The following is a 22709-nucleotide window of genomic DNA, read 5'->3' as shown; positions in this document are numbered from 1 at the left end:
CGCGCGGCGGCTGCTTTCAGATAGCCTTGGCTTTCGTTCGCTTCGGCTTGGGCGGCGTCTTTGGCTTGCTTGATGCGTCGTCCCGCTCCGCTGCGCATAATTCTTCGACCGTGCGCTCATAGGCTTTGGCGTCGATCTTGCGGATCGAGTTCTCGCTTTGATAGCGCACCGTTCCGAAGATCGGTCGCCGTGCCCATGGCCGGTCGTGCAGCCCATAGACCCAGGCGACATTGGTGAAGGAATTGGCGTCGCGCCCGTCGAGGAAGTAGCGGTTGTTGAGGCGCAGCGTGCGCTGGAAGCCCTCCTCCGGCGTCTTCGACCATTCGAGGATCTTCTTGCCCCAGTACATGCGCAGGTGATTGTGCATAAAGCCGGTCTCGCGCATCTCGGCCATGGCGACGTTCCAGGCATGGTCGTGGGTCCGCCCTTCCGCCAGTTCGTCGTCGCTATAGAGATGGGGCCTGATGTCGCCGCTCTTTTCCTCCAGCGTCTGGCGCGCCCAGGCCGGCACGGCGCTCTCGTAGCGGTCGTAATGCTCGGTGTGGTGGACATGGTTCATCGCCAGCTCGCGCCGCACCACGATCTCCTCGATATAGGCGTCCTTGTCCTCGGCGCTGCCGGTCTTGGCCGCGCGCACGGCCAGCGCGATCTCGACCGGCGAAATCTGGCCGAAATGGAGATAGGGACTCATATGCGAGGCCGCGCCCGCTTCCGGCTTTCCGCGCTCGGCTCCATAGCGCGCGAACGGGCCGTCGAGATAGGCCTTGAGCCGCCGCCGCGCCTCGCTCTCGCCGCCGCGAAAGCGCTTCACCGGCGGCACGGAACGGTCGAGGCTCATGCCGGCCAGAACCTGCTCGGGGTCCGAGATGTCGATGGCGTGGGCGAAGCTCAAGCCCTCGGCGGAGTGCTTCACCTTGTGATGCGGCAGGGGGTTCACGAACTCGTCCAGCTGCTTGCGGATTTTGGGGCGCAGGGTGCGCGCGGCGTGCTCGTGCTTGGTGGAGGCTTGATCCACAGGCACGACGACATCGCCCTCCACCTGCACCACGCGGGTCTTCGCGCCCTTCACGATCTCGGCGTACCACTGCTTCTGGATCGCCAGATAACCCCGGTCGAGCACGAGAAGCGCGGCCTTGCGCGACAGGTCCAGCGCGATCGCGGCGGGTGAGGCCTTGCGCAACACGAAGCCGATGCCGCGCTCGGCAAGGCCCTTCGCTGCGTCAGCCAGCCCTTCCAGAAGAAAGGCATAGTGGCGCGCATTGGCCTCGGGAAATCCGTTGGACCCGTCCAGCAGGCCGAAGCAGGCCACGACTGGCAGGCCGAGCCGGTTCGCCTCCTCGATGGCGAGTTCCAGCGCCGGGTTGAAGCGCGAGCGGTTCGCCTGTTGCAGGAGATAGAGGACATAGCGCCCCGCCGCGTTCGGATCGGCTTCGTTGAGAACGCGAATGCGCGCCGGCTCGATCGTCATGGGCAGGAGTCTCGCTGAATCAGGGCCTCGCGATCTTTGTAGGGCGGCTCGGGACCGGCGGCAGGCCTCGCGGCGACCTGTCGCTTTCCAAGGCCCATCGCGTTCGCCGCCCGCCTCTTGGCGCTGGCTTGGTCCCGTGCCAGACTACCGGGCAAAACGGGAGGACGGCGTATCGGCACTTGGCCCGGGATCGTCGCGGGAGGCCCTCGATGGGGTGGCCGGCGGTCCTGTCCTGAGCGACCGGCGCCGCGTTCGAGCATGGCAATTGCGGCCGCGCATCAGCATATCCACGAGATCGAGACCGTTGCGCTCGGCGCGGCCTCGCGGCGGGATGAGGTGGTCAGCCATTCCTGGCGCCGCTGCATCGAGACCTATCGTCTCGACCCCTCGCGCGCCTGCGAGGCCTATATCCTGCCGGAATTGCGCCTGCGCGAGCATCGACAGCGCTCGGAAGATCTAATCCGCACCGCTCGTTTCGGCCTCGAAACATTGCACGGGCAGATGGCGGGGCAGGGCTATGTCCTGCTCCTGGCCGATGCGCTTGGCGTCACGGTGGATTTTATCGGCGATCCGACCTTCGACAACCAGCTGCGCCGCGCTGGCCTTTATCTGGGCTCGGAATGGTCGGAGCCGAGGGCGGGCACCTGCGCGGTCGGCTCCTGCCTCGCGACGGGCGAGGCGCTCTGCATCCACCAGAGCGACCATTTCGACCTGACGCACACGCCGCTCACCTGCTCGGCCGCGCCGATCTACGACACGGACGGGACGCTGGCCGCCGTTCTCGACATTTCGGCCCTGCGCTCGCCGGAAGCCAAGATCAGCCAGAACCTCGTCCTGCATCTCGTTTCCGCCACCGCGCGGCGCATCGAACTGGCCAATCTCATGGCGAGCGCGCGGGGCGAATGGGTGATCCGTTTCAGCCGCTCGCCCGAATTCCTCGACGTCGACCCCGACGGCGCGGTCTCGCTCGACGCCTCGGGCCGCGTGGCGGGGCTGACCCATGCCGCGCAGAAGCTTCTGGCCGGCGCGGTTGGGGTCGACTGGCGCGATCCCGGCGCCGTGCTCGGCCGCCCGATCGGCGATTTCCTCCAACTCGGCCTCGACGACCTGCCCGATCTCACGCGCGACCGGCCGAGCGAAAGCCGGCTTCTGGCGGGGCGGGACGGAAACCGCGTCTTCGCCCATGCCATCGCGCCGCCGCGCGCTTCGCCCCGCGCCTTGAAGCCCTCGCCCGGTGCGCTGCCCCCGGCGCTGGCTGACCTCAGCGGCGGCGACCCGGCGATGGATACGCTCTTGGCCAAGGCCGCACGGCTCGCCCGCGCGCCGCTTTCCATCCTGCTCCAAGGCGAGACGGGAACCGGCAAGGAGGTTCTCGCCCGCGCCATTCATCGCAGCCGGGGCGACGCCAAGCCCTTCGTCGCGCTGAACTGCGCGGCGCTGCCCGAAAGCCTGATCGAGGCCGAGCTGTTCGGCCACGCGCCCTCCGCCTTCACCGGGGCCAGCGCCAAGGGGCGGCCCGGCCTGATCGAGGCGGCCAATGGCGGCACCCTGTTTCTGGACGAAATCGGCGACATGCCGCTGTCGCTCCAATCCCGCCTCCTGCGGGTTCTCTCCGAGCGCGAGATCGTGCCGGTCGGCGCGCTCAAACCGATTTCGCTGGATATCCGCGTCATGTCCGCCTCGCATCGCGATCTCGGCGCGCTGGTGCGCCAGGGCGCGTTTCGCGAGGACCTGTTCTATCGCCTGAACGCCGCGACCCTGCGCCTGCCGCCGCTGCGCGAGCGACAGGATCTGGGCTGGCTGATCGAGCGGCTGGGCGGCGGCGCGAAGCTCGACCCCGCCGCGCGCGCGGCGCTCCTGCGCCATGTCTGGCCGGGCAATGTGCGCGAGCTGCGCAACGCCTTGGAGCTGGGCGCGGCGCTGGCAGAAGACGGCACGATCCGTCTGGCCGATCTTCCCGAAGCCTTGGGCGAGGCACAGCCACAGCCATGGTCTGTGCCTTCGCTCGCCTCCGATGCGCCGCCCGCACAAAGCGAGGCGGAGGACGCCGAGACGCTGCGCGCGCTTCTTCTCGCCTGCCGCTGGAACGTTTCCGAAGCGGCCCGCCGGCTCGGCTGCGATCGCACCACGGTTCATCGCCGGATGCGCCGGCTCGGCCTCGCGCAGCCGCAATAGCGTTGGTGCGCCACACCTGCGGCATCCGCCACAGGCTGCGGCGCGCAGCAGAGCCCGGATTCGCGGCAAAGGCCCGGCGCACCCGGCTTTCGCCACTTGGCATCGCGCTTGCAAACCCTGCGGCGGGAGGAACGCCATGACCATGCAAGCCCTAATTTTTCATGCTGCCAAGGATCTGCGCGTCGAGGAGATCGAGGCGCCGGGCCGGCCCGGCCCCGGCCAGGTCCGCATCCGCAACACGCGCGTCGGCATCTGCGGCACCGATCTGCACGAATATGCTTATGGCCCGATCTTCGTTCCCAAGGAGCCCCATCCCTTCACCGGCGTTTCGGGCACCCAGATCCTCGGCCATGAGTTCGGCGGCACCGTCACCGAGATCGGTGAGGGCGTGACCAAGGTGAAAGTGGGCGACCGCGTGTCCGTCCAACCGTTGATCATGCCGCGCGACAACGAATATTACGCCGATCGCGGCCTGTTTTTCCTGTCGGAGAAGCTGGCGTTGGCGGGCCTCTCGTGGCCATGGGGCGGCATGGCCGAGGCGTCGATCCTCAATGACTACAATGTCTATCGCATTCCCGACGCGATGAGTGAGGAGGAGGCGGCGCTGGTGGAGCCGACCGCCGTCGCGGTCTATGCCTGCGACCGGGGCGGCGTGCGCGCCGGCTCCAGCGTTCTCGTGACCGGCGCTGGGCCGATCGGCCTTCTCACCGTGCTCGCCGCCCGCGCGGCCGGGGCGACGCGGGTGTTCCTGTCGGACCCCAACGCCAAGCGGCTGGACTTGGCCCGTACCATCGACCCCGATCTCGTGACCATCGACCCGACCAAGGAGAGCGTCGCCGAACGTGTGCGCACGGGGACGGACGATGGCGTCGGCGTCGATGTGGCGATCGAGGCCGTCGGCAACGAGCGGGCACTCGGCAATTGCGTGGAGGCCGTGCGCCGGCAGGGCGTCGTGGTGCAGGTCGGCCTGCATCCCGGCCCCTCCAAGCTCGACTGGTTCTCCGTCACCTGTAAGGATATCGATGTCCGGGGATCGTGGGCCTATCCGACGACGTCCTGGCCGCGCGTCATCGATCTGATCGCGACGGGCCGCCTGCCGGCCTCGAAGGTCGTCACCAAGCGCATCCAGCTGAAGGACGCCGTGCGCGAGGGTTTCGACGCCTTGCTGGACCCCGCCGGAACGCAGCTGAAGATCATGATCGATCTCACGAAGTAAGCCGGCTTATATTTTCTGCATTGGTTCGTTTTGGGAGGAATGACCGATATGAGCGAAACTCTGGAACGCCCCGCCGCGGAGCGCGCCGCCAAGGCTCCAGCCCGCCAGAAGGCGGAAGACTGGTTCTATCGCTTCGAAGCCGCGCTCACCGCCAAGGACGCACAAGCCGCCGCCGCATTGTTCGCGACCGAAAGCTATTGGCGCGATCTCGTGTCCTTCACCTGGAACCTCAAGACGGTGGAGGGGCCGGAGGGCGTGCGGGAGATGCTAGAGGAGCAGCTGCCGCATATTGCGGCTTCGAACTTTCAGCTGGACGAGGAGCCGAGCGAGGACGGCGGGGTCGTCACCGCCTGGTTCAGCTTCGAGACCGATCAGGGCCGGGGCCGAGGCCTTCTGCGCCTCAAGGACGGCAAGGCCTGGACCTTTCTGACGACGCTGCATGAGCTGAAAGGCTTCGAGGAGCCGATGAACGAGCGGCGCCCGAAAGGCGCCGAGCATGGCGTCCATGCCGACCGCCAGACCTGGGCTGAGCGGCGCGAGGCGGAGGCGCGCAATCTCGGCTATAGCGAGCAGCCCTATGTCCTGGTGATCGGCGGCGGGCAGGGCGGCATCGCTCTCTCGGCGCGCCTGCGCCAGCTGGGCGTGCCGACCATCGTGATCGACCGGCACGAGCGGCCCGGCGACCAGTGGCGCAAGCGCTACAAGTCGCTCTGCCTGCACGACCCCGTCTGGTACGACCACCTGCCCTATATCGACTTCCCCAAGAACTGGCCGGTTTTTGCCCCCAAGGACAAGATCGGTGACTGGCTGGAAATGTATGCCAAGGTGATGGAGCTGAACTATTGGGGCTCCACCACGGCCAAATCCGCCCGCTACGACGAGGCCAAGGGCGAGTGGACCGTCGTCGTGGACCGCCATGGCGAGGAGGTGACGCTGCGCCCCAAGCAATTGGTGCTCGCCACCGGCATGTCGGGCAAGGCGAACTGGCCGAGCTTTCCGGGCATGGACCGGTTCCGGGGCGAGCAGCAGCATTCCTCTGATCATCCCGGCCCCGACGCCTACAAGGACAAGCGCGTCGTCGTCATCGGCTCCAACAATTCCGCCCATGACATCTGCGCCGCCCTGGCGGAGGTGGGCGCGGACGTCACCATGGTCCAGCGCTCGACCACCCATATCGTGCGCTCGGAATCGCTGATGGAACATGGGCTCGGCGATCTCTACTCGGAGCGGGCGCTCGCCAATGGCGTGACGACGCAGAAGGCCGACCTGATCTTCGCCTCGCTGCCCTACCGGATCATGCACGAGTTCCAGATTCCGGTTTACCAGAAGATCGCCGAGGTGGACGCGGACTTCTACCGCGACCTCGAAAAGGCCGGCTTCCGGCTGGACTGGGGCGCGGACGGGTCCGGCCTCTTCATGAAATATCTGCGTCGCGGCTCGGGCTATTACATCGATGTCGGCGCCAGCCAGATGATCATCGACGGGCGCATCAAGCTGAAGGCCGGGCAGGTGGATGAGATCACCGAGACCGGAGTGAAGCTCGACGACGGCACCGAACTGCCCGCAGATTTGATCGTCTATGCCACGGGCTATGGCTCGATGAACGGCTGGGCCGCCGATCTCATCAGCCAGGAGGTGGCCGACAAGGTCGGCAAGGTCTGGGGCCTCGGCTCCGACACGCCGAAGGACCCCGGCCCCTGGGAAGGCGAGCAGCGCAACATGTGGAAGCCGACGCAGCAGGAAGCGCTCTGGTTCCACGGCGGCAATCTCCACCAGTCCCGCCACTATTCGCTCTATCTCGCCTTGCAGCTGAAGGCGCGGATGGAGGGTCTGGAGACGCCGGTCTATGGGCTGCAAGAGGTCCATCACCTGAAATAAGCCGGCAAAGAGGAAGAGAGGGGGGCGGCGATCCGGCCCCTTCGGACTCAGCGGGTCTTGACCGAGGCCAATCGAAACCAGCCCGCCGCGCATGGACGCGGCGGGCGTTTGACCCTATCCCTCACGCTGCTTCGACAGGGCGAAAGGGCAGGGCATGGCGCGCATCCAACTCATCACCACCGGCGGCACCATCGCCTCGCGGCCGGGCGGGGCGCGGGCCGATGTCGTGGCCGAGATGACGGGCGCGGACCTGCGCGCCAGCCTTCACGATCCGCTGGAGGGGATCGAGCTGGCGGTGGACGATTTCTGTCGCGTCGGATCGTCCGCCATCGATCTGCCGCTCGCGCTCTCGCTCACGCGGCGCATCGCCGAGCATGTGGCGCGGCCCGATTGCGACGGCGTCGTCGTCACCCATGGCACGGACACGATGGAGGAAAGCGCCTTTCTGGCCGATCTTCTGGTGCCCGGCGACAAGCCCGTCGTCTTCACCGGCGCGCAGAAGAGCGCCGATGCGCCCGATACGGACGGGCCGCGCAACATCGCCAACGCCGTGCGCCTCGCGGCCGCCCCTCAGGCGCGCGGGCTCGGCGCGATGATCTGTTTCGAAGACGAGTTCCACGCCGCGCGCGACGTATCGAAAACGCACACCTCGCGCACCGATACGTTCCGCTCGGGCGAGCACGGCAAGCTCGGCGAGGTGGACGGGGAGGATGTGATTGTCCACCGCCGCCCGCTGATCCGCCGCACCTATCCCATGCCCGCACGGCTCGAAAGCGAGGTCGATCTCGTGAAGCTCGGTATCGGCACGGGCGACCGGCTGATCCGCGCGCTGGTGGCCGGCGGCACGAAGGCGCTCGTCATCGAGGGCTTTGGGCGCGGCAATTGCAGGCCTGTCGTGACGGAGGCGATCGGCGAGATCGTGCAGGGCGGCGTGCCCGTCATCATGTGCTCGCGTTGCCCGGAAGGGCGCGTGAAGCCGATCTACGGCAATGGCGCGGGCAAGGACGTGGCGCGCAATGGCGGGATCTTCGCCGGCGATCTGGCGGGCGTCAAAGCGCGCATTCTCGCCGCCGTGCTGCTGGGCCTTGGCGAAGGGCCGGAGCGGCTGCGCGCGGACGTGGAGTTCTTCGGCGGGTGAGACCGCTGTCGGAGCCGGCAGGCGACGGCAATCATGCCGTCTCCTGGCATAAAAGTCGGCGGGGCGAACTCCTTCGATTATGGGCCGGTCGGCGCTTCGCCCTCTGCCGCCGATCTCGGATCGCCTCCGCAGCCCATCTCGTGAGGAAGGCTTCGAGCGTCTCACAGAATCTCGCAGGGTCGGTCTGTCGGTGGTTCGGCTCCATGGCGTCGTTGCCGATGCTTGGCCCTGCGCTGCATAGGGTTGTGCTCCGCTCCTCGAGCTAAAACCAAATCCCTTGACAGCCCTGCGACCCAAGATTCTGTCCTCTGCTCTGATTCAGGTGCTGCCCTAGACGGACTGAATCGCCTCGCTCTTCCCTCGCTATCTCTCGCCTCCCTTTGCTTTGCCCCGCCTTGATCCAATTGGGACGGGACGAGCGAAGGGGGAATGCGATGCGACGTTGGTCCTGGGTTCTGCAACGGTTGCGCCGCCAAATCTGGTTTCGAGCGGCCGTGATCAGCGCCGCGGGCATCGTGACGGCGGCGGTGTCGGGTCTCGTCGGGCGCTATTTTCCCTATCAGTTTCCAGCCGATGTCGGGCAGGACGCGGTCGGAACGATCCTTGAAATCCTGGCCTCCAGCATGCTGGCGGTCACCACCTTCTCGCTGACCGCCATGGTCACGGCCTATGGCTCGGCGACCCAGCTCGCGACGCCCCGCGCCACGCAGCTGCTGCGCGAGGACCCGACCTCGCAGAACGCCCTCTCGACCTTTCTGGGCGCCTTCGTCTTCTCGGTGGTCGGCATTATCGGGCTTCAAGCGGGCATCTACGGCAGCCAAGGGCGCTTCGTTCTGTTCGCCGGCACGCTGATGATGATCCTCGTCGTGGTGCTGACGCTGCTGCGCTGGATTTCGCATATCACCACGTTCGGGCGCATGTCCGACGTGATCGATCGGCTGGAGGATGCGGCCGCCAGTGCGATGGAGCGCTTTGCGCAAGCACCGCACCTAGGCGGGCGGCCTGCGGTGCCGGTGCCGCCGGAAGCGCGGGTGCTCTATCATAAGCGCACGGGCTATGTGCACCATTTGGATGTCCCGACGCTCGGGCAGATATCGACCGAGCGCGGCCTCGTTCTTCATGTCGCGGCTTTGCCGGGCACGCTCGTTCATCCCGGACGGCCGGTGCTCCATGTGGAGGGCGAGCTGGACGAGGCCGATATGGCCGCTCTGCTCGACGCGTTCACGATCGACCGGCATCGCACCTTCGACCATGACCCGCGCCTCGGGCTCATCGCCCTGTCGGAAGTGGCGAGCCGGGCGCTGGCCCCAGCCACCAACGATCCGGGAACGGCGATCGAGGTGTCGAACGCGCTGCTGCGTGTCTTGCTTCATCTGCCCGCCGAAGAGCCGGACGCGGAGGCGCTGCGCGATGCGCCGAGCGTTCATGTCGCGCGGCCGGTGATGGAGGATTTCCTTCGCGATGCCTTCGACCCGATCCTGCGCGAAGGCGTGGTCGAGGTCGAGGTGTCGCTCCGCCTGACCAAGACGTTCAAGGCGCTCGCCGACGCGCTGCCCCATGCGCGCGAGCCGGTCCGCGCCATGGCGCGGCGCTTGAGCGAGCGCGTCGAAGCGCGGCAGGACGATCGCGACGCGCTCCTGCGCTTTCATCAGGTGCATGAAGCGCTCTGGGACGCAGGGGCGGAGCGCGCCTGAGGGCGACTACGCCCCCGTTTCGATCTCGGCGCGCACCTGCCCATGCGCCACCACCGCGAACAGGCCGGTGCCGCCGATCAGATTGCCGAGAAGCGCCGGCAGGATGAGCTGGGTCAGGGCCGCCGTAAGGTCGGTTTCGCCGACAAGAAACAGGAGCCAGGCTTCGACCGAGCCGGCGACGACATGGCTGAAGCCGCCGAGCGCGATGACATAGGTGATCAGCGCGATCACCCAGAACTCGCTGCCCTTCGCGTTGGGCAGAATCCAGGCGACCGAAGCGATCAGGAAGCCGGCGGGCATGGCGAAGAGCACGGTCTCTCCCGGCCCATGCGTGAGAAGACTGCGGGATATGTCCAGCGCCGCGCCGAGCGTTTCGGGTCCGATGATGACGCGGTGCGCGATCAGCGCGGCGACGAGCAGCGTGCCGGCCATATTGGCGGTGAAGACGGCCGCCCAAAGGCGCAGGAGCCGCGCCAGATTACGCACGCTCGGGCGTGTGGCGACAGGCAGGACGGCCGTCACCGTGCTTTCGGTGAACAGCTGGAGCTTGCCGAGGATGACGATGACGAAGCCGACCGTGTAGCCCAGCGAGACGATGAGCTCGCGCCAGGGCGCGTCGGGCAGGCGTTGGTGCAGGAAGGCCTCCGTCAGGACCGAGGCGCTGATCGCGACGCCTGCCGCGAAGCCCGACAGGAGAAGCGAGCGGAGCGGGCGGTCCAGTTCTTCCTCGCCTCGCAGGCGCACGACCTCGTGCACCACCTTGGCGGAGCCCGAGCCTAGCGCCTTCACGGATGTCTTCTCGGTTTCGGACAGGGTGCCGGAGGGCTGCGTCGGCGCGCTGGAGGCGGGGTCTGACAAAGGGGGATCGCTTTCGGATGGGCCGGTTTCAACCCAGCCGGCTCCTGCGGCGGCTTTGCCCCTCAGGAAAGAAGGGGCAGCCGGGCAGGCTCACATCAACGCCCCTGCCGGGCCATACGATCCATGTTCGTCGCCCCAAGCGGGCCGCGAGTCCTTGGCTGGCTCGCGGCCGGAGCGTTTCGGCCGAGCTTTAGGCCCGCCCCAAACGCTTCTGGCTCTTGTCTTTCGCTGGACAGACTCAAGCGTTCGCGAGCGCGTAGGTCTTGAGCGCGTTCTCGCGGTAGAAGCGGCGGAGGTCCGCGTCGGAGACGCCGGCGAGGAACCCGTCCAGCATCTCCACCCAGGCCTGATAGCTGGAGGCGAGATTGACCACCGGCCAGTCGCTGCCGAACATCACGCGCTCGAAGCCGAAGCATTCGATCGTGTGATCGACATAGGGGCGGATGTCGTCCGGCCGCCAGTTGGCATGATCGGCCTCGGTCACGACGCCGCTGATCTTGACGGTGATATTGGGAAGCTCGGCCAAGGCGCGCATCTCACTCGCCCAGGGCTCGCGCCCGCCCGCCGCGATCGGCGGCTTGGCGATATGGTCGAGCACGAACTGCATGTCGGGGCAGCGGCGCACCAGCTCGGTCGCGCTGGCGAGCTGATGATGGTAGATGCAGATGTCGAAGGCGAAGCCCGCCTTGCCGACCTCGCGCACGCCCTCCACGAAAGCCGGCGTCAGGCAATAGGCGGGGTCGGCATGGCCCTGGATCAACCGGCGTACGGCCTTGACCCGGCCGATCGCGGCAAGACGCTCCAGATCCTCGGCCACGGCCGCGCCCCGCTCCACCGGCGCGGAGGCGATGATGCCGCGAATGCGGTTGTCCGCCTCGGCCAGTTCATCGACGAAGCGCGCCTCGTCCAACTCCCGGCCGGGTGCTGCGTCCACTTCCGCAAAGACGATTCCCTCGACCGCGATGGCGCCGCGCGCCCGGTCGAACTCGGGCATGAGAAACGCACCCTGAATGGCCGGCACGGAGGCCAGCCAGGGATAGTCGAGCCGCGCCGGATCGTAGAGATGGACATGCGTGTCGATGATCGGAACACTCGGCATCGGGGGACCTCCCAGTCTGGATGCTCCCTTTGAAACCGCCGCGCGCCCCGGCGCAAGCCCCCGCACATGAGATGTGGGGGCCTGAGAACTCCCGCGCGCCTTGGCCGGCTCACATCATGCGGTGATGGAGATTGGCCAGCACCCAGATCGTCCCGCCCGCCATCAGGAGGATGATCAGCGTCGTGAAGAGGATCAGTTGCAGATCGTCCCGCGTCGAGCGGTTCCAGCCAATATGGAGGAAGAAGCGGAAATGAACGACGACCTGCACCAAGGCGCAGACGCCGATGACGCGCACCACCGTGTCGAAGGAGGCCCAGCCCGTCGCCACAGACAAGAACGGGATCACGGTGAGCACCACGGCGGCGGCGAAGCCGGTGATATAGGAGCGAAGCTCGCGCGCCTTCTCGGCCCGCGTCTCGTCTTGTGTCGCGCTCATGCGAGCCCTCCGAGATACACGACCGAGAAGATGCCGATCCAGACGATGTCGAGAAGGTGCCAGAACAGGGCCAGCCGGATGATGCGCAGCTTGACCTCGCTGCGCAGGCCGAAGACCTGAACCTGAATCATCATCACCACGATCCAGAGGCAGCCCGCCGCCACATGCAGGCCGTGCGTTCCCAGAAGCGCGGTGAGGGCGGACAGCCAGCCGCTGCGCGAGGGAACGGCGCCTTGCGCGGCCCATTGCGCGAAGTCCTTGAGTTCCAGCCCCAGAAAGAGCAGCCCGAGCAGCAGCGTCACGCCCAGCCAGAGCATCAGGCGCTGGCGGGACTCGCCATATTTCATGGCGATCGAGGCCATGCCGAAGGTGAGGCTGGAGAGAAGCAGAACGCCGGTTTCCAGCGCCGCGCCACCGATCTCGAAAATGTCGCGCGGGCCGGGGCCGCCATCCGTCCCACCGAGCATGGTGGCATAGGTGGCAAACAGAAGAGCGAACAGGACGAGATCGCTCATCAGGAAGACCCAGAAGCCGAACACGGTTTCTTCCGCGTCGATGTGGGTCTTGGGATCGGTCGCGCCGAGATTGATGCCGGGATGCCGGTTGAGGGAGGAACTCATACGCCGGCTGGCTCCGCGAGGCCCATATTGGTTGCTGTGGCTTCGTCATCGCGCGAGACCTGCGGCGTGCGATGGACGAGCGCCAGGAAGGCTTCGTCCTGCCGCCGGATTTCCTCGGCCGGGATGACGCGCATCGTATCAAGGTTGAAGGAGCGCGCGACGAGCGCGCCCAGCGCCACAAGGCCGCCCGCCACCACCAGCCACCACATCCACCAGATCAGGCCGAAACTGGCCGCGGCCAGCGCCAGCCCGAACACGACGCCGATGCCCGAATTCTTCGGCAGCTCGATCGGCGAATAGAAGCGATGCGCAGGATAGGCCGTGCCGTCCTTCTTGGCGGCGTGGAAGGCGTCGCGCGCATCGACGATCGGCAGGACCGCGAAATTATATTCGGGCGCGGGGCAGGGGATGCCCCATTCCAGCGTGCGGCCGTTCCAGGGATCGCCCGCCGGCACGGCGAGTTCCGCGCGGCGACGAACAGAGACGACGAGCTGGATGAAGAGGCTCGCCAAGGCCGCCAGAAGAAACAGGGCGCCGATGCCGGCAACGATCGTGAAGGGCAGATAGGCCGGCTCGAAGAATTCCTGCGAGCGCCGGGGCATACCCATAAGCCCCAGCGGATAGAGCGGCAGGAAGGCGAGGCAGAAGCCCGTGACCCAGCAGCCGCAAGAGACACGCCCCCACCATTCGTCCAGCTGGAAGCCGAAGGCCTTGGGGAACCAGTAGGTATAGGCCGCGATCATGCCGTAGAGCACGCCGGGGATCAGCATGTTGTGGAAATGCGCGACCAGGAAAACCGAGTTGTGCACCTGATAGTCGATCGCGGGGTTGGCGAGGAGAATGCCCGTGAGGCCGCCGATGGTGAAGAGAACCATGAAGGCGAGCGAGTAGAGCATGGGCACGGAGAACCGCACCCGGCCCCGGAACATGGTGAGTATCCAGTCGTAGATCTTCACGCCGGTCGGAATACCGATCGTCATCGTGGCGATGCCGAAAATGGCGTTGAGATCGGCGCTCTGGCCCATGGTGAAGAAGTGATGCACCCAGACCGTGAAGGACAGGACGGCGATGCACATGGTGGCGACGATCAGCGAATCGTAGCCATAAAGAACCTTGGACGAGAAGTTGGAGATGACCTGCGAATAGACGCCGAAGGCCGGTAGGATCAGAATATAGACTTCGGGATGACCGAACAGCCAGAACAGGTTGGCGAAGTTCATCATATTGCCTCCACCGTCATTGGTGAAGAAATGCATTCCGGCATACCGGTCGAGCGCGAGCAGGCCGGTGGCGACCGTCAGGGGCGGCATGGCGAAGATCATCAGGATCGCCGTGCAGAGCGAGGTCCAGCAGAAGAGCGGCATCCGGAACAGCGTCATGCCGCCGCAGCGCTTCTTGTAGATCGTCACCGCGACATTGATGCCCGTCATGGTCGAGGCGATGGAGCCGAGCGTGATGGCGAAGATCCAGTAATCCGGGCCGACGCCGGGGCTGTAGGTGATGTCCGTATAGGGCGGATAGCCGGTCCAGCCGCCGGTCGAGAACTTGCCGATCACCAGCGAGATCATGATGAGGCCCGCGCCGCCCGCCGTCAGCCAGAACGAGATGGAGTTCAGCAGCGGAAAGGAGACATCCCGCGCGCCGATCTGAAGCGGCAGCGCGAAATTGATGATGCCCGTGAGAAAGGGCATCGCCATGAAGAAGACCATGATCGAGCCATGGGTGGAGAAGAGCTGCGCGAAATGCTCGGGCGGGAGATAGCCGGGATTGTCGAGCGCGATGGCCTGCTGCGCGCGCATCATCGCGCCTTCGATCACGCCGCGCGACAGCATGACCAGCGACAGGACGACATACATGATGCCGATCTTCTTGTGGTCGAGGCTGGTCAGCCATTCGCGCCAGAGCCAGCCCCAGCGCCCGGCCCAGGTCACGAGACCGGCCACCGCGAGCGCGCCGATCACCACCAGCGAGGCGGCCGTCGTGGCGATGGCGCTGTAGAAGGGCAAGGCGTCATAGGACAGACGCCCGAACACGAAGCCCCACCATCCGTCATGGGCCGGCATGAGCATGTCCCTTGTTGTCGTTGTTTTCGTGGCGATGGGCGGCCTCGGGCCGATAGCGCGCGACGGTGCTAGAGAAGAGGTTCGGATCGAGGTCCGAGAAGAGGAGCCCCTTGACCGGGTCGAAGGGGAAGCGCGAGCGCAGGTCCTTGAGTTCACCCTTCTGCGAGACGATGGCGTAGGCGCCCTGATCCAGCGTACGGCCGGCTTCTCGTGCGCTTGTCACCCAGTGGTCGAAATCGGCCGGGGGAAGGGCGAGCGCGTCGAATTTCTGCGCCTGGAAGCCGAAGCCGTTGAACTGGGTGTTCTGCCCCAGAAGCACACCCGGCCGGTCGGCCAGAAGATTCAACTGCGTCACCATGCCGGCCATGGCGTAGATCTGGCTGCCGAGCGCGGGAATGGCGAAGGACTGCATCACCGTATCGCTCGTCAGGTGGAAGCGCACCGGCCGGCCTACCGGCAGCGCCATCACGCCGAGGCTCGCGATCTTCTGTTCGGGGTAGATGAAGAGCCATTTGTAATCGAGGCCGATCACCTGAACGTCCAGCGGCGGCTGGCTGGAAGAAATCGGAGCGTAAGGGTCAAGCGAGCGCGCCTTGCCGGCAATCAGCCCGGACAGCATCACCACGATCGCGATCGGAATGACCCAGACCGCGATCTCGAGGCCCCAGGAAAACTGCCAGTCCGCCTTGTAGGCCGAGCGCGTCGCCTTGCGCCGGTAGCGCCAGGCCACAAAAGGCACGAGGAACAGTGCCGGCAGAACCACCACCATCATCCAGAACGTGACCTCAAAGAAGAGATCGCGCTGCGTGGCGGCCACGGGTCCATGGGGGTCGAGAAAGCTGATGCCGGAGCCACAGCCCGACAGGAGCACCAAGGGCGCCAGAAGCGCCAACGCCCAGAGAGACCGCAATGGGTCGATGCGCCAGAACCTGGGACGATACCGATCCTTCGCCGTCATACTCGGGCGCGCCTGGGGCACATGCAGGGCAGGGAGGGTGAGCACAGCCGTATGGGACCTGCCGCCGGACAGTGCCGGAGCGCATCCAACGGCGATCGCCGCAATCTCGGCTGCCTGATGTCATGGACAATTTGAGGTAAAGTGGCGCGCGTCATCTTCTCTGCCCGACCCGATCCATAAGTGCGACCGACCCCGTGCCTAACTTGGCTGGGCATATGCGTTTTCAAGGTCGAGCAAAAATGATGGAACCCGATTGCAGCAGGATCGGTTTGATTGCCCTTTTGTAGGCCAAAGCAAGTTATATAATGGATAAATAAATATATTTCCTCATATATACATCATGTAGATAGTGAGAAGGTATCGCGAAAATTTGGTGAGCGGCGATGGTGCGACATGATCGCTCCGCCCTTTGATGAGGCGGGGCGTGGATACCGGCTTTGAGAGTTCCCATGGTTTGCTGAGTTAGTATCCATAGCAATCGAATAGTGCCTGAATGGTACGGAGCCCTTCCTTGGCTCGCGGACCCGCTGCGGTCTTGTGAGGCCCAGGTAAGGCCTGGCTGCCAGAGTCTGTCACCCGAACGCAGGGACCGAGCCCCTGCTCATCGCAGAGCCATGAGGGGCGGTGCGCGCAACCGAACCCCATGACGACGCAAGTCTCTTCTGCGATCCCGGTGCGGCGATCATCGAGAGTCTAGGCCGAAAACGGGTGAAACCCGAAAGCATCGGCGGTGAAATGGTGCGCGGATAGGTTTGGGAAAGCTTGACTTTAGAACACCGAAAAGAGAAGCCAAGGGAACCGTGGCCTCAAAGTCGCACCGGGCATGTTTCCGCAAGGTTTCTGTTGCATGATCTTGCGACGGTCACACTGGGATGTCTAATCTCGCGGCGTTTCCGGAAGGGAAAGCTATGCCCCACCTGTATTTAAAATCTTTTGTTTTGCTTTCCGTAACCTGCCTCTGTCTTGGGCCGGCTTTGGCGGGAGATTTGGTTTACACGCCGATCAATCCTTCCTTCGGCGGCAATCCGTTGAATTCTTCGCATCTCTTATCAATTGCTGGCGCGCAGAAGAACGCGACGGCGAGCGATTACAAGAAGCCGGTCGATACCTCGAGCACGACCGGGTCCGGGCTGACCAATTCAAGAGACTCGGATGCCGATCTCTTCGTGCGCCAACTTCAGGGGCGCCTCCTTTCGGCCCTCGCCAGCCAGGTGACGGACGCGATCTTCGGCCAGAATCCGCAGGACAATGGCACGGTTCAGTTCGGCGATACGAAGGTGACCTTCGAGCGCACTTTGACGTCCATTCGTCTTCGCATCGAGAATTCGACGGACGGCACCGTTACGGACATCGTGGTTCCGCAGCTCGTGACGTCCTCTCCCACGACGACGGCTTCGACGGGGACATCGTCAACCGGCACGTCATCGACGGGAACAGGCACGGGCACGTCGTCGCGGTCCAGTGTCTCATCTCTCTTGAACCAATCGGCTCTCACGCCGCTCGGCATCAATTAAGCCACGCGTTCAGTCGGCTTTGTAGGAATCTTCTGATGGCCATGCGTTTCCGCTTGGCGCTCGCTTCGCGTGCGTTTCTTCTGGGTGCGTCTGCGGTTACGCTGTCGGGCTGCGTCACAAACGAGTCCAAGCTGGACCCCGCGCCCATCGTGGCTCCGGTGACCAAGCAAGGCGACCTCCTGCGCAGCCTGCCGCCGCCGCGCGAGAAGACCGTGGTCGCCGTCTACGACATGGAAGACCTGACAGGCCAGTTCAAGGAGCGCGACAACGTTCAGTCGCTCTCGCGGGCGGTCACGCAAGGCGGCGCGGCGATTCTCATCAAGGCCATGCAGGATGCCGGCGAGCGCCGCTGGTTCACCGTCTTGGAGCGCAAGGCGCTGGAAAACCTCCTGCGCGAGCGCCAGATCGTCACCGAGATGCGCCGCATCTACAAGAACGAAACGGCGGTGGACCCTTCGGCCCTCCCGCCTCTGCTTCATGCCGGCATCATCATCGAAGGCGGCATTATCGGCTACGACACCAACATCACGACAGGCGGCGCCGGCGCGCGTCTCTTGGGGATCGGCGGCGACGCCAAATATATCAACGATGTCGTGACCGTGACCCTGCGCGCGGTGTCCACCAAGACCGGCGAAGTCCTGGCCAGCGTGACCAGCCGCAAGGCGGTCGTGTCCTATTCCTTGACAGGCGGGACCTTCCGCTACGTCAAGCTGGACAGCCTTCTGGAAGCCGAAGCAGGCGTGACCTATAACGAGCCCAAGCAGATCGCCGTCCAATCCGCCATCGAGCAAGCGGTTCTGTCGCTGATCGTGGAAGGGTCGGAACTCAAGATCTGGTCCTTCGCGAACCCGCAGGCCGGCGCTGAGGCGGTCGCGGCTTACCGCGCGTCCAAATATGGCGACTATCTCGACCCGACGGCCCCGCCACCGCCCCGTCCCGCAACCGAGAACGCCGCGAAGATAACCCCGACCGTGCCCTCCAAGCCCCCGCAGGTCACCGTCCGCACCCTGTCGCCCGGCGCGGTCACCAGCACGACGCGGCCCGTGTCGCGCGCTGCGCCCCAGCCCGCAGGGCAGACCGGCATCCGACAGGTTCCAGGCGTCGGCCCCGTTCCGACCGATCAGAACCAGCCGCCACAACTCCCGCCGGCTCCCACACCGAACGAACCCTCGCTGGGCTCGATCCCGTCGACGGACACGAAGAGCGTCGCCAGCCTTTAAGTTCGTCCAGCCGAAGCGGGCGATCTCGCCGCGCCTCGCCCGTCAGTGCCTCATCGGCCCGTTCTTCCGCCGCGTCGAAATCCACAACGGGTTTCGGCGCGGTTTTGCTTTGGCCGGTCGGTGCTGCAGCGAGCGGCGCGGGCAGACTACCGGGGCATGGGGGCCTCGCTCCCTGGAGAGCTGATACGTGCTTGCCTGATTCACTTCATGGAAGGCGCGAGGGTTCGGTCAGCGCCGAGCCCTCATGGCGATTCAGCGTATCTCCGTTCACCGGCAAGCTGACGCCGGCATTCCTGCGCTCCCCCCATCGAACACACGCCTCGATTGGGTGATTCGGCGCGGGGGCGACAGGCGCGCCGACAATTTGCCGGAATCGACCGCCACCTCGTTTTGAAGAAAATTCGAAGGAACCCGGTTCCTGAAAAGCCCGCTGTGCCGGGGTTTCCAGTCGCGGGAAGCTTTGTCGCGCCATCTCGATTCAGGTTGCATTTTAATGATCAGGATGACGCAAGGTCATGGCTTTAGGGCCACTGTTAACGTTATGATTTCGTTGTCGCGCTGCGTGATCCCTTATGCATTGACGTAAGCGGCTATGTTATCGTAAATGAATTGTTAAGACGACCCGCTAAGTTCAGGATGCTCCCCCAGGTTGCGGATTGGACGATCGCGCGACGGTCCCGTTCCCGGTTTTCGCCGGATCGGTGCCGCCGAAGCCAGACGAGTGGTTGTCATAGGGAGGGTTAGTCGCAGAGGAGCAACTTGTCTGGATGCGCGCATCGAACGCGCCACGGACAAGCTTGGCCGAAGCGTCCATCCATCACGAATTTGCAACGCCCGATTGTGGGCGATTGCCATGCAGGCTGGCGCGATCGTTCGATCCGCCGGAGGGAAGCTTCGATCTTGCGTGAAGCCCGTGCGGCCCGCGAGACGCATACCAAAGGGTGACACATGACCGTTTTCAAGACGACGCTTCTCGCGGCCACGGCGCTGACGTTCCTGACCGGCGCGGCGCTGGCCGGCGACAACAACAAGACTTTCGTGTACCAGGGCGATGCGGTCGGCAGCGGCGCGACCGTCCAGAACAATGGCGCGTTCATCACCCAGCAGGGCGGCAACAACCAGGCTGGTAGCGAAGCCAATTACATGCTGCAGAATGGTCGCGACAGCAACATCTCGATCGACCAGTCGGGCAATGAGAACCTCGTCGGCGTGTCGGGCCGGGGTGTGGAGCAGTATGGCGCCCGCAACGAACTCGGCGTCATCCAATCGTCCAACTCGAACGAAGTCGGTCAGGTCATCCAGGAAGGCACGTTGGGCGGCAACGAAACCCGCAACCGGCTGAACATCATCCAGCAGGGTTCGGGCGAGAACAAGGTTCTCGACGTTCTGCAGCGCAAGAGCGAATACGGCAACGAGAACCGTTCGAGCGTGATTCAGAACGGCAGCAAGAATATCGTTTGGCATATCGAGCAGAAGGGTGCAGGCAACACCTCGACCCTCGACCAGTCCGGCACCGGAAATTATATCTACGAATATCAGATCGGAAAGAACAATACCGACATCGTGACCCAGACCGGTACCGATAATACCGCCGACATTCAGGCGCTCGGCAATGCGAACGAAACGACGGTTCTTCAGTACGGCCGAGGTGGTGACGCTTACGTTACTTCTGGAGACGTGGGTCTTGCCAGCAACAACAACATCGTTCGCATCGATCAGGGCGCCAACGGAACGGGCGACAAGGCTTATATCGGCTTGTACGGCAGCGACCGGAACAAAGTGGATCTTCGCCAGGATGGCGCCAACGATACCCAGGTCCAGCTGTCGGGTGGGCGTGAGAACCAGCTGTATATCAACCAGAACTTCGGTGGTTCGGCTCTGACCAGCATCGCGACGGTCGAGGGCAAGAATAGCTCCTACAACACGCTGAACGCAACGCAGTTCAAGGACAGCAAGCTGACGCTGACGCTCGATAACGCCAACTCCAATGATGTCTATTCCTACCAGTACGGTAAGAACGTCGCCCTTGTGAATCTCGACGGCAGCTCATACAACAAGGTCGGCGTTACCCAGGTTGGCGACAATACCGCAACGATCAACGCCACGAACGGCGCGGATCGCAACATTGTGGCCGCCGCCCAGTTCGGCTCGGGCAACGCTTCGACCATCACCATCAAGGGTGGCGACTCGAACCTTCTCGGTACGATTCAGAACGGCGCCGGCAACCGCGTCACCGCAATGCTGACGGGAAGCTACAACAACTCCGATGCCAGCTCCGCAAGCTTCAGCGGTACGCAGGCCGAGTTCGCGGCGAACTCTCTCGGCCTGAGCCCCATCAAGGGCATCGTCTACCAGGAAGGCAACGGGAACCAGGTCGATCTGAACGTCAAGGGCAGCTACAACGCCTTCCAGACCGTTCAGTATGGCAACGGCAACAAGATCGACGGCACGATCGGCGGCAACCGCAACACGGCTTTCGTCGCTCAGGTGAGCGGCGGCAACGTGGCGACCTTCGTGCAGAACGGCAACGGCAACAGCCTTGGCGTTGTCCAGGGTACGGTTGCTCGTCCCGCCCTGTAAGATACCAGGCCGACCGGCCGCGAGCGATCGCGGCCGGTTTTTTCCCGTTTGAGGGGCATGCGCATGAGCCGTCATCTGGTCTTGTTGGGAAGCGTCGGCCTTGTGGCAACGCTCGTCTCCACCCATCCGTCTCTGGCGCAGAGCGCCGCGAGCGAAACGGGCACGGCATCCAACGAGGTCTTTCTCGGCCAGACGGGCGATACCAACACCGTCACCATCACTCAGACCGGCAGCGGCCATCTGGTCGGCGGAAACAGCGACACCTTGCAGCTCAACCAGTTGGGCGATCGTAATACGGTCACCATTCTTCAGGTTGGCGCCGATAGCGGCATCGGCCGCAGGAACATGATCGGCCAGCCTGGCGGGCTCACGGGTCTCGTGGGCACGGCGACCGGCCTGTTCCAACGCGGCGACAACAATGGGCTCGACATTATCCAACGCTCCCGACGCGATGCGGAGGGAAGCCAGATCGGCGCGATCGAACAGAACGCGCCATCGCGCAGCGATCTGACGCCCGCTGACGGCAGCGCCAACCGGGCGACCATCCGCCAGACCGGCGGCGAGTATCGTCCCCTCAGCAGCGACCGGGGGGAATCGACGGGTGTTGCGCGGCATGTGATCCGTGAAATTTCCCAGACCTATAGGCCGACGGCAATCAATGTCGCGCCCAATACCATCGACGTGTCACAGACCGGCGAGCGGCAGGAGGTCGGCCAGTTGCGCCAAGCCGGCACCGGCAACAGCCTGACCCTGACGCAGGAGGGACTCGCCAACAGTCTTCGCATCAGCAAGCAGATCGGCGAGAATAACCTCGCCAGCATCCGGCTGACCGGGCAGAGCAATACGCTCGGCAATGCGGAGCAGGACGGCGTGTCCAACCGCGTGAGCCTGCGTGTGGACGGCTCGGGAAACTTCATCGACCAGACGGTTCAGGCGGGCCTCGGCGGCGTGGGGGCGGGGCGCGGCAACGTGATCACCGCGTCGATCGTCGGCGACGACAATGGCGGCGAGGGCACGGGCGGCTACCGCGCGCTCAGCGCGCAAGAAACGGTGGCGGGCGCTTTTGCATCGTCGCTCGAACAATATGGCGACGGGAACGCCCTGTCGCTGACCATCGGCGCCGAAGGGATCGGCCGCGCCGACGGCAACTATTTCTCCTCCGCGCAGCGCGGCTCCGACAATGCCGCCTATGGGCTGATGACCGGAGACGGAAACGAGTTTGCCCTGTCGCAGGATGGCGATGGAAACCAGCTCGACATCACGCAGGCCAGCAGTGTGATCCGCTCGACCGGAGACAGCACCCGCGCCGGCAACACGGCGCATCTTCAGCAGATCGGCGACAACAATCTCGCCGATCTCAAGCAGTCCGGGGCGGGCCATCGCCTGGATATGGAGATTGGCGGCGACCGCAACCTTCTGGCGACCTCACAGACCGGCTCCGGCCATCGCATCGATCTGCGCATCGAGGGTTCGGACAATCTGCGGCCCGAGCCGCGCGCGGGGCGCCTACCCACCAGGGGCGATGCGCTGGTGCGGTCGATCGTGCAGGAGGGCATCGGCCATGTCGCATCCCTCGACATCACGGGCGATGAGAATGTCGCGCTGATGCGCCAGACCGGCACTCGGAACATCGTGTCCGGCACGGTCAAAGGCACGGCCAACACAGCGAATACGAGCCAGACGGGCGCCAATCAAGTTACAATTTTTAGACAATTCGGTGATCTGAATTACCTGACCGTTCGGCAACAATAGCAGACAAGTCTAAATAAACAGAAACTGGAAATATCCGGCG

The 22709-nt window shown here is 64.7% G+C and carries 16 protein-coding genes; 9 read left to right on the top strand and 7 right to left on the bottom strand.

All coding sequences use genetic code 11. The features are described from left to right. Window positions 1-16: 16 nt before the first annotated feature. Window positions 17-1468 (bottom strand): deoxyribodipyrimidine photo-lyase, encoded by a 1452-nt coding sequence (locus AUL28_RS00175; RefSeq protein ID WP_082640135.1) that lies wholly within the window; start codon window positions 1466-1468, stop codon window positions 17-19. Window positions 1469-1726: 258 nt separating this feature from the next. Here AUL28_RS00175 and AUL28_RS00170 point away from each other — a divergent pair, with 258 nt between their 5' ends. From AUL28_RS00170 to AUL28_RS00150, 5 genes are all read left to right on the top strand, one after another. Continuing rightward, window positions 1727-3643 carry a sigma-54-dependent Fis family transcriptional regulator gene (locus AUL28_RS00170; RefSeq protein WP_062230115.1) on the top strand — a complete coding sequence of 639 codons (1917 nt, stop codon included), beginning with the start codon at window positions 1727-1729 and terminating at the stop codon, window positions 3641-3643. Between the two features lie 142 nt (window positions 3644-3785). Further along, window positions 3786-4859, top strand: a complete 1074-nt coding sequence (locus AUL28_RS00165) for a 2,3-butanediol dehydrogenase (protein WP_062230298.1) — start codon at window positions 3786-3788, stop codon at window positions 4857-4859. A gap of 48 nt (window positions 4860-4907) precedes the next feature. Next, window positions 4908-6737, top strand: coding sequence for a flavin-containing monooxygenase (locus AUL28_RS00160; RefSeq protein ID WP_062230296.1), 1830 nt, complete (start codon window positions 4908-4910; stop codon window positions 6735-6737). A 154-nt stretch (window positions 6738-6891) separates the two neighbouring features. Next, the gene (locus AUL28_RS00155; RefSeq protein WP_062230113.1) at window positions 6892-7875 is read left to right on the top strand and encodes an asparaginase; all 984 of its coding nucleotides are present in this window, start codon (window positions 6892-6894) and stop codon (window positions 7873-7875) included. 434 nt (window positions 7876-8309) lie between these two features. Then, on the top strand, window positions 8310-9569 hold the full coding sequence (locus AUL28_RS00150; protein WP_082640134.1) for a DUF2254 domain-containing protein: 1260 nt from the start codon (window positions 8310-8312) through the stop codon (window positions 9567-9569). 6 nt (window positions 9570-9575) lie between these two features. On the opposite strand, the gene AUL28_RS00145 is transcribed toward AUL28_RS00150, so the two are convergent. The 6 genes from AUL28_RS00145 to AUL28_RS00120 all read right to left on the bottom strand — a co-directional run bounded on the left by AUL28_RS00145 (window position 9576) and on the right by AUL28_RS00120 (window position 15555). After that, window positions 9576-10427 carry a formate/nitrite transporter family protein gene (locus AUL28_RS00145; RefSeq protein ID WP_244493360.1) on the bottom strand — a complete coding sequence of 284 codons (852 nt, stop codon included), beginning with the start codon at window positions 10425-10427 and terminating at the stop codon, window positions 9576-9578. 238 nt (window positions 10428-10665) lie between these two features. Beyond that, complete coding sequence (locus tag AUL28_RS00140) at window positions 10666-11526, bottom strand: amidohydrolase family protein (RefSeq protein ID WP_062230111.1); 861 nt, start codon at window positions 11524-11526, stop codon at window positions 10666-10668. A gap of 109 nt (window positions 11527-11635) precedes the next feature. Next, window positions 11636-11962: a cytochrome o ubiquinol oxidase subunit IV gene (gene cyoD / locus AUL28_RS00135; RefSeq protein ID WP_062230109.1), complete on the bottom strand. Its 327-nt coding sequence runs from the start codon at window positions 11960-11962 to the stop codon at window positions 11636-11638. After that, complete coding sequence (locus tag AUL28_RS00130; RefSeq protein WP_062230106.1) at window positions 11959-12582, bottom strand: cytochrome c oxidase subunit 3; 624 nt, start codon at window positions 12580-12582, stop codon at window positions 11959-11961. Before AUL28_RS00130 ends, cyoD begins: the two co-directional genes overlap by 4 nt. Continuing rightward, window positions 12579-14651 carry a cbb3-type cytochrome c oxidase subunit I gene (locus AUL28_RS00125; protein WP_082640133.1) on the bottom strand — a complete coding sequence of 691 codons (2073 nt, stop codon included), beginning with the start codon at window positions 14649-14651 and terminating at the stop codon, window positions 12579-12581. The genes AUL28_RS00130 and AUL28_RS00125 overlap by 4 nt, the downstream gene beginning before the upstream one ends. Continuing rightward, window positions 14632-15555 (bottom strand): ubiquinol oxidase subunit II, encoded by a 924-nt coding sequence (locus tag AUL28_RS00120; protein ID WP_156419841.1) that lies wholly within the window; start codon window positions 15553-15555, stop codon window positions 14632-14634. The genes AUL28_RS00125 and AUL28_RS00120 overlap by 20 nt, the downstream gene beginning before the upstream one ends. A 920-nt stretch (window positions 15556-16475) precedes the next feature. On the opposite strand from AUL28_RS00120, the gene AUL28_RS00115 reads away from it, so the two are divergent. The 4 genes from AUL28_RS00115 to AUL28_RS00100 all read left to right on the top strand — a co-directional run bounded on the left by AUL28_RS00115 (window position 16476) and on the right by AUL28_RS00100 (window position 22669). Next, window positions 16476-17117, top strand: coding sequence for a curli assembly protein CsgF (locus AUL28_RS00115; protein WP_202814770.1), 642 nt, complete (start codon window positions 16476-16478; stop codon window positions 17115-17117). Window positions 17118-17152: 35 nt separating this feature from the next. Next, entirely contained in the window at window positions 17153-18337 is a 1185-nt protein-coding gene (locus tag AUL28_RS00110) for a CsgG/HfaB family protein (RefSeq protein WP_058598834.1), read from the top strand. Window positions 18338-19285: 948 nt separating this feature from the next. Next, window positions 19286-20917, top strand: coding sequence for a hypothetical protein (locus AUL28_RS00105; protein ID WP_062230103.1), 1632 nt, complete (start codon window positions 19286-19288; stop codon window positions 20915-20917). Window positions 20918-20980: 63 nt separating this feature from the next. Then, window positions 20981-22669, top strand: a complete 1689-nt coding sequence (locus AUL28_RS00100; protein WP_192843363.1) for a hypothetical protein — start codon at window positions 20981-20983, stop codon at window positions 22667-22669. Window positions 22670-22709 lie beyond the last annotated feature (40 nt).

Origin of the sequence: Aureimonas sp. N4 (genome assembly GCF_001463925.1) — a bacterium.
Taxonomy (GTDB): Bacteria; Pseudomonadota; Alphaproteobacteria; order Rhizobiales; family Rhizobiaceae; genus Aureimonas; species Aureimonas ureilytica_A.
This window is presented reverse-complemented; position numbering and strand designations above follow the sequence as displayed.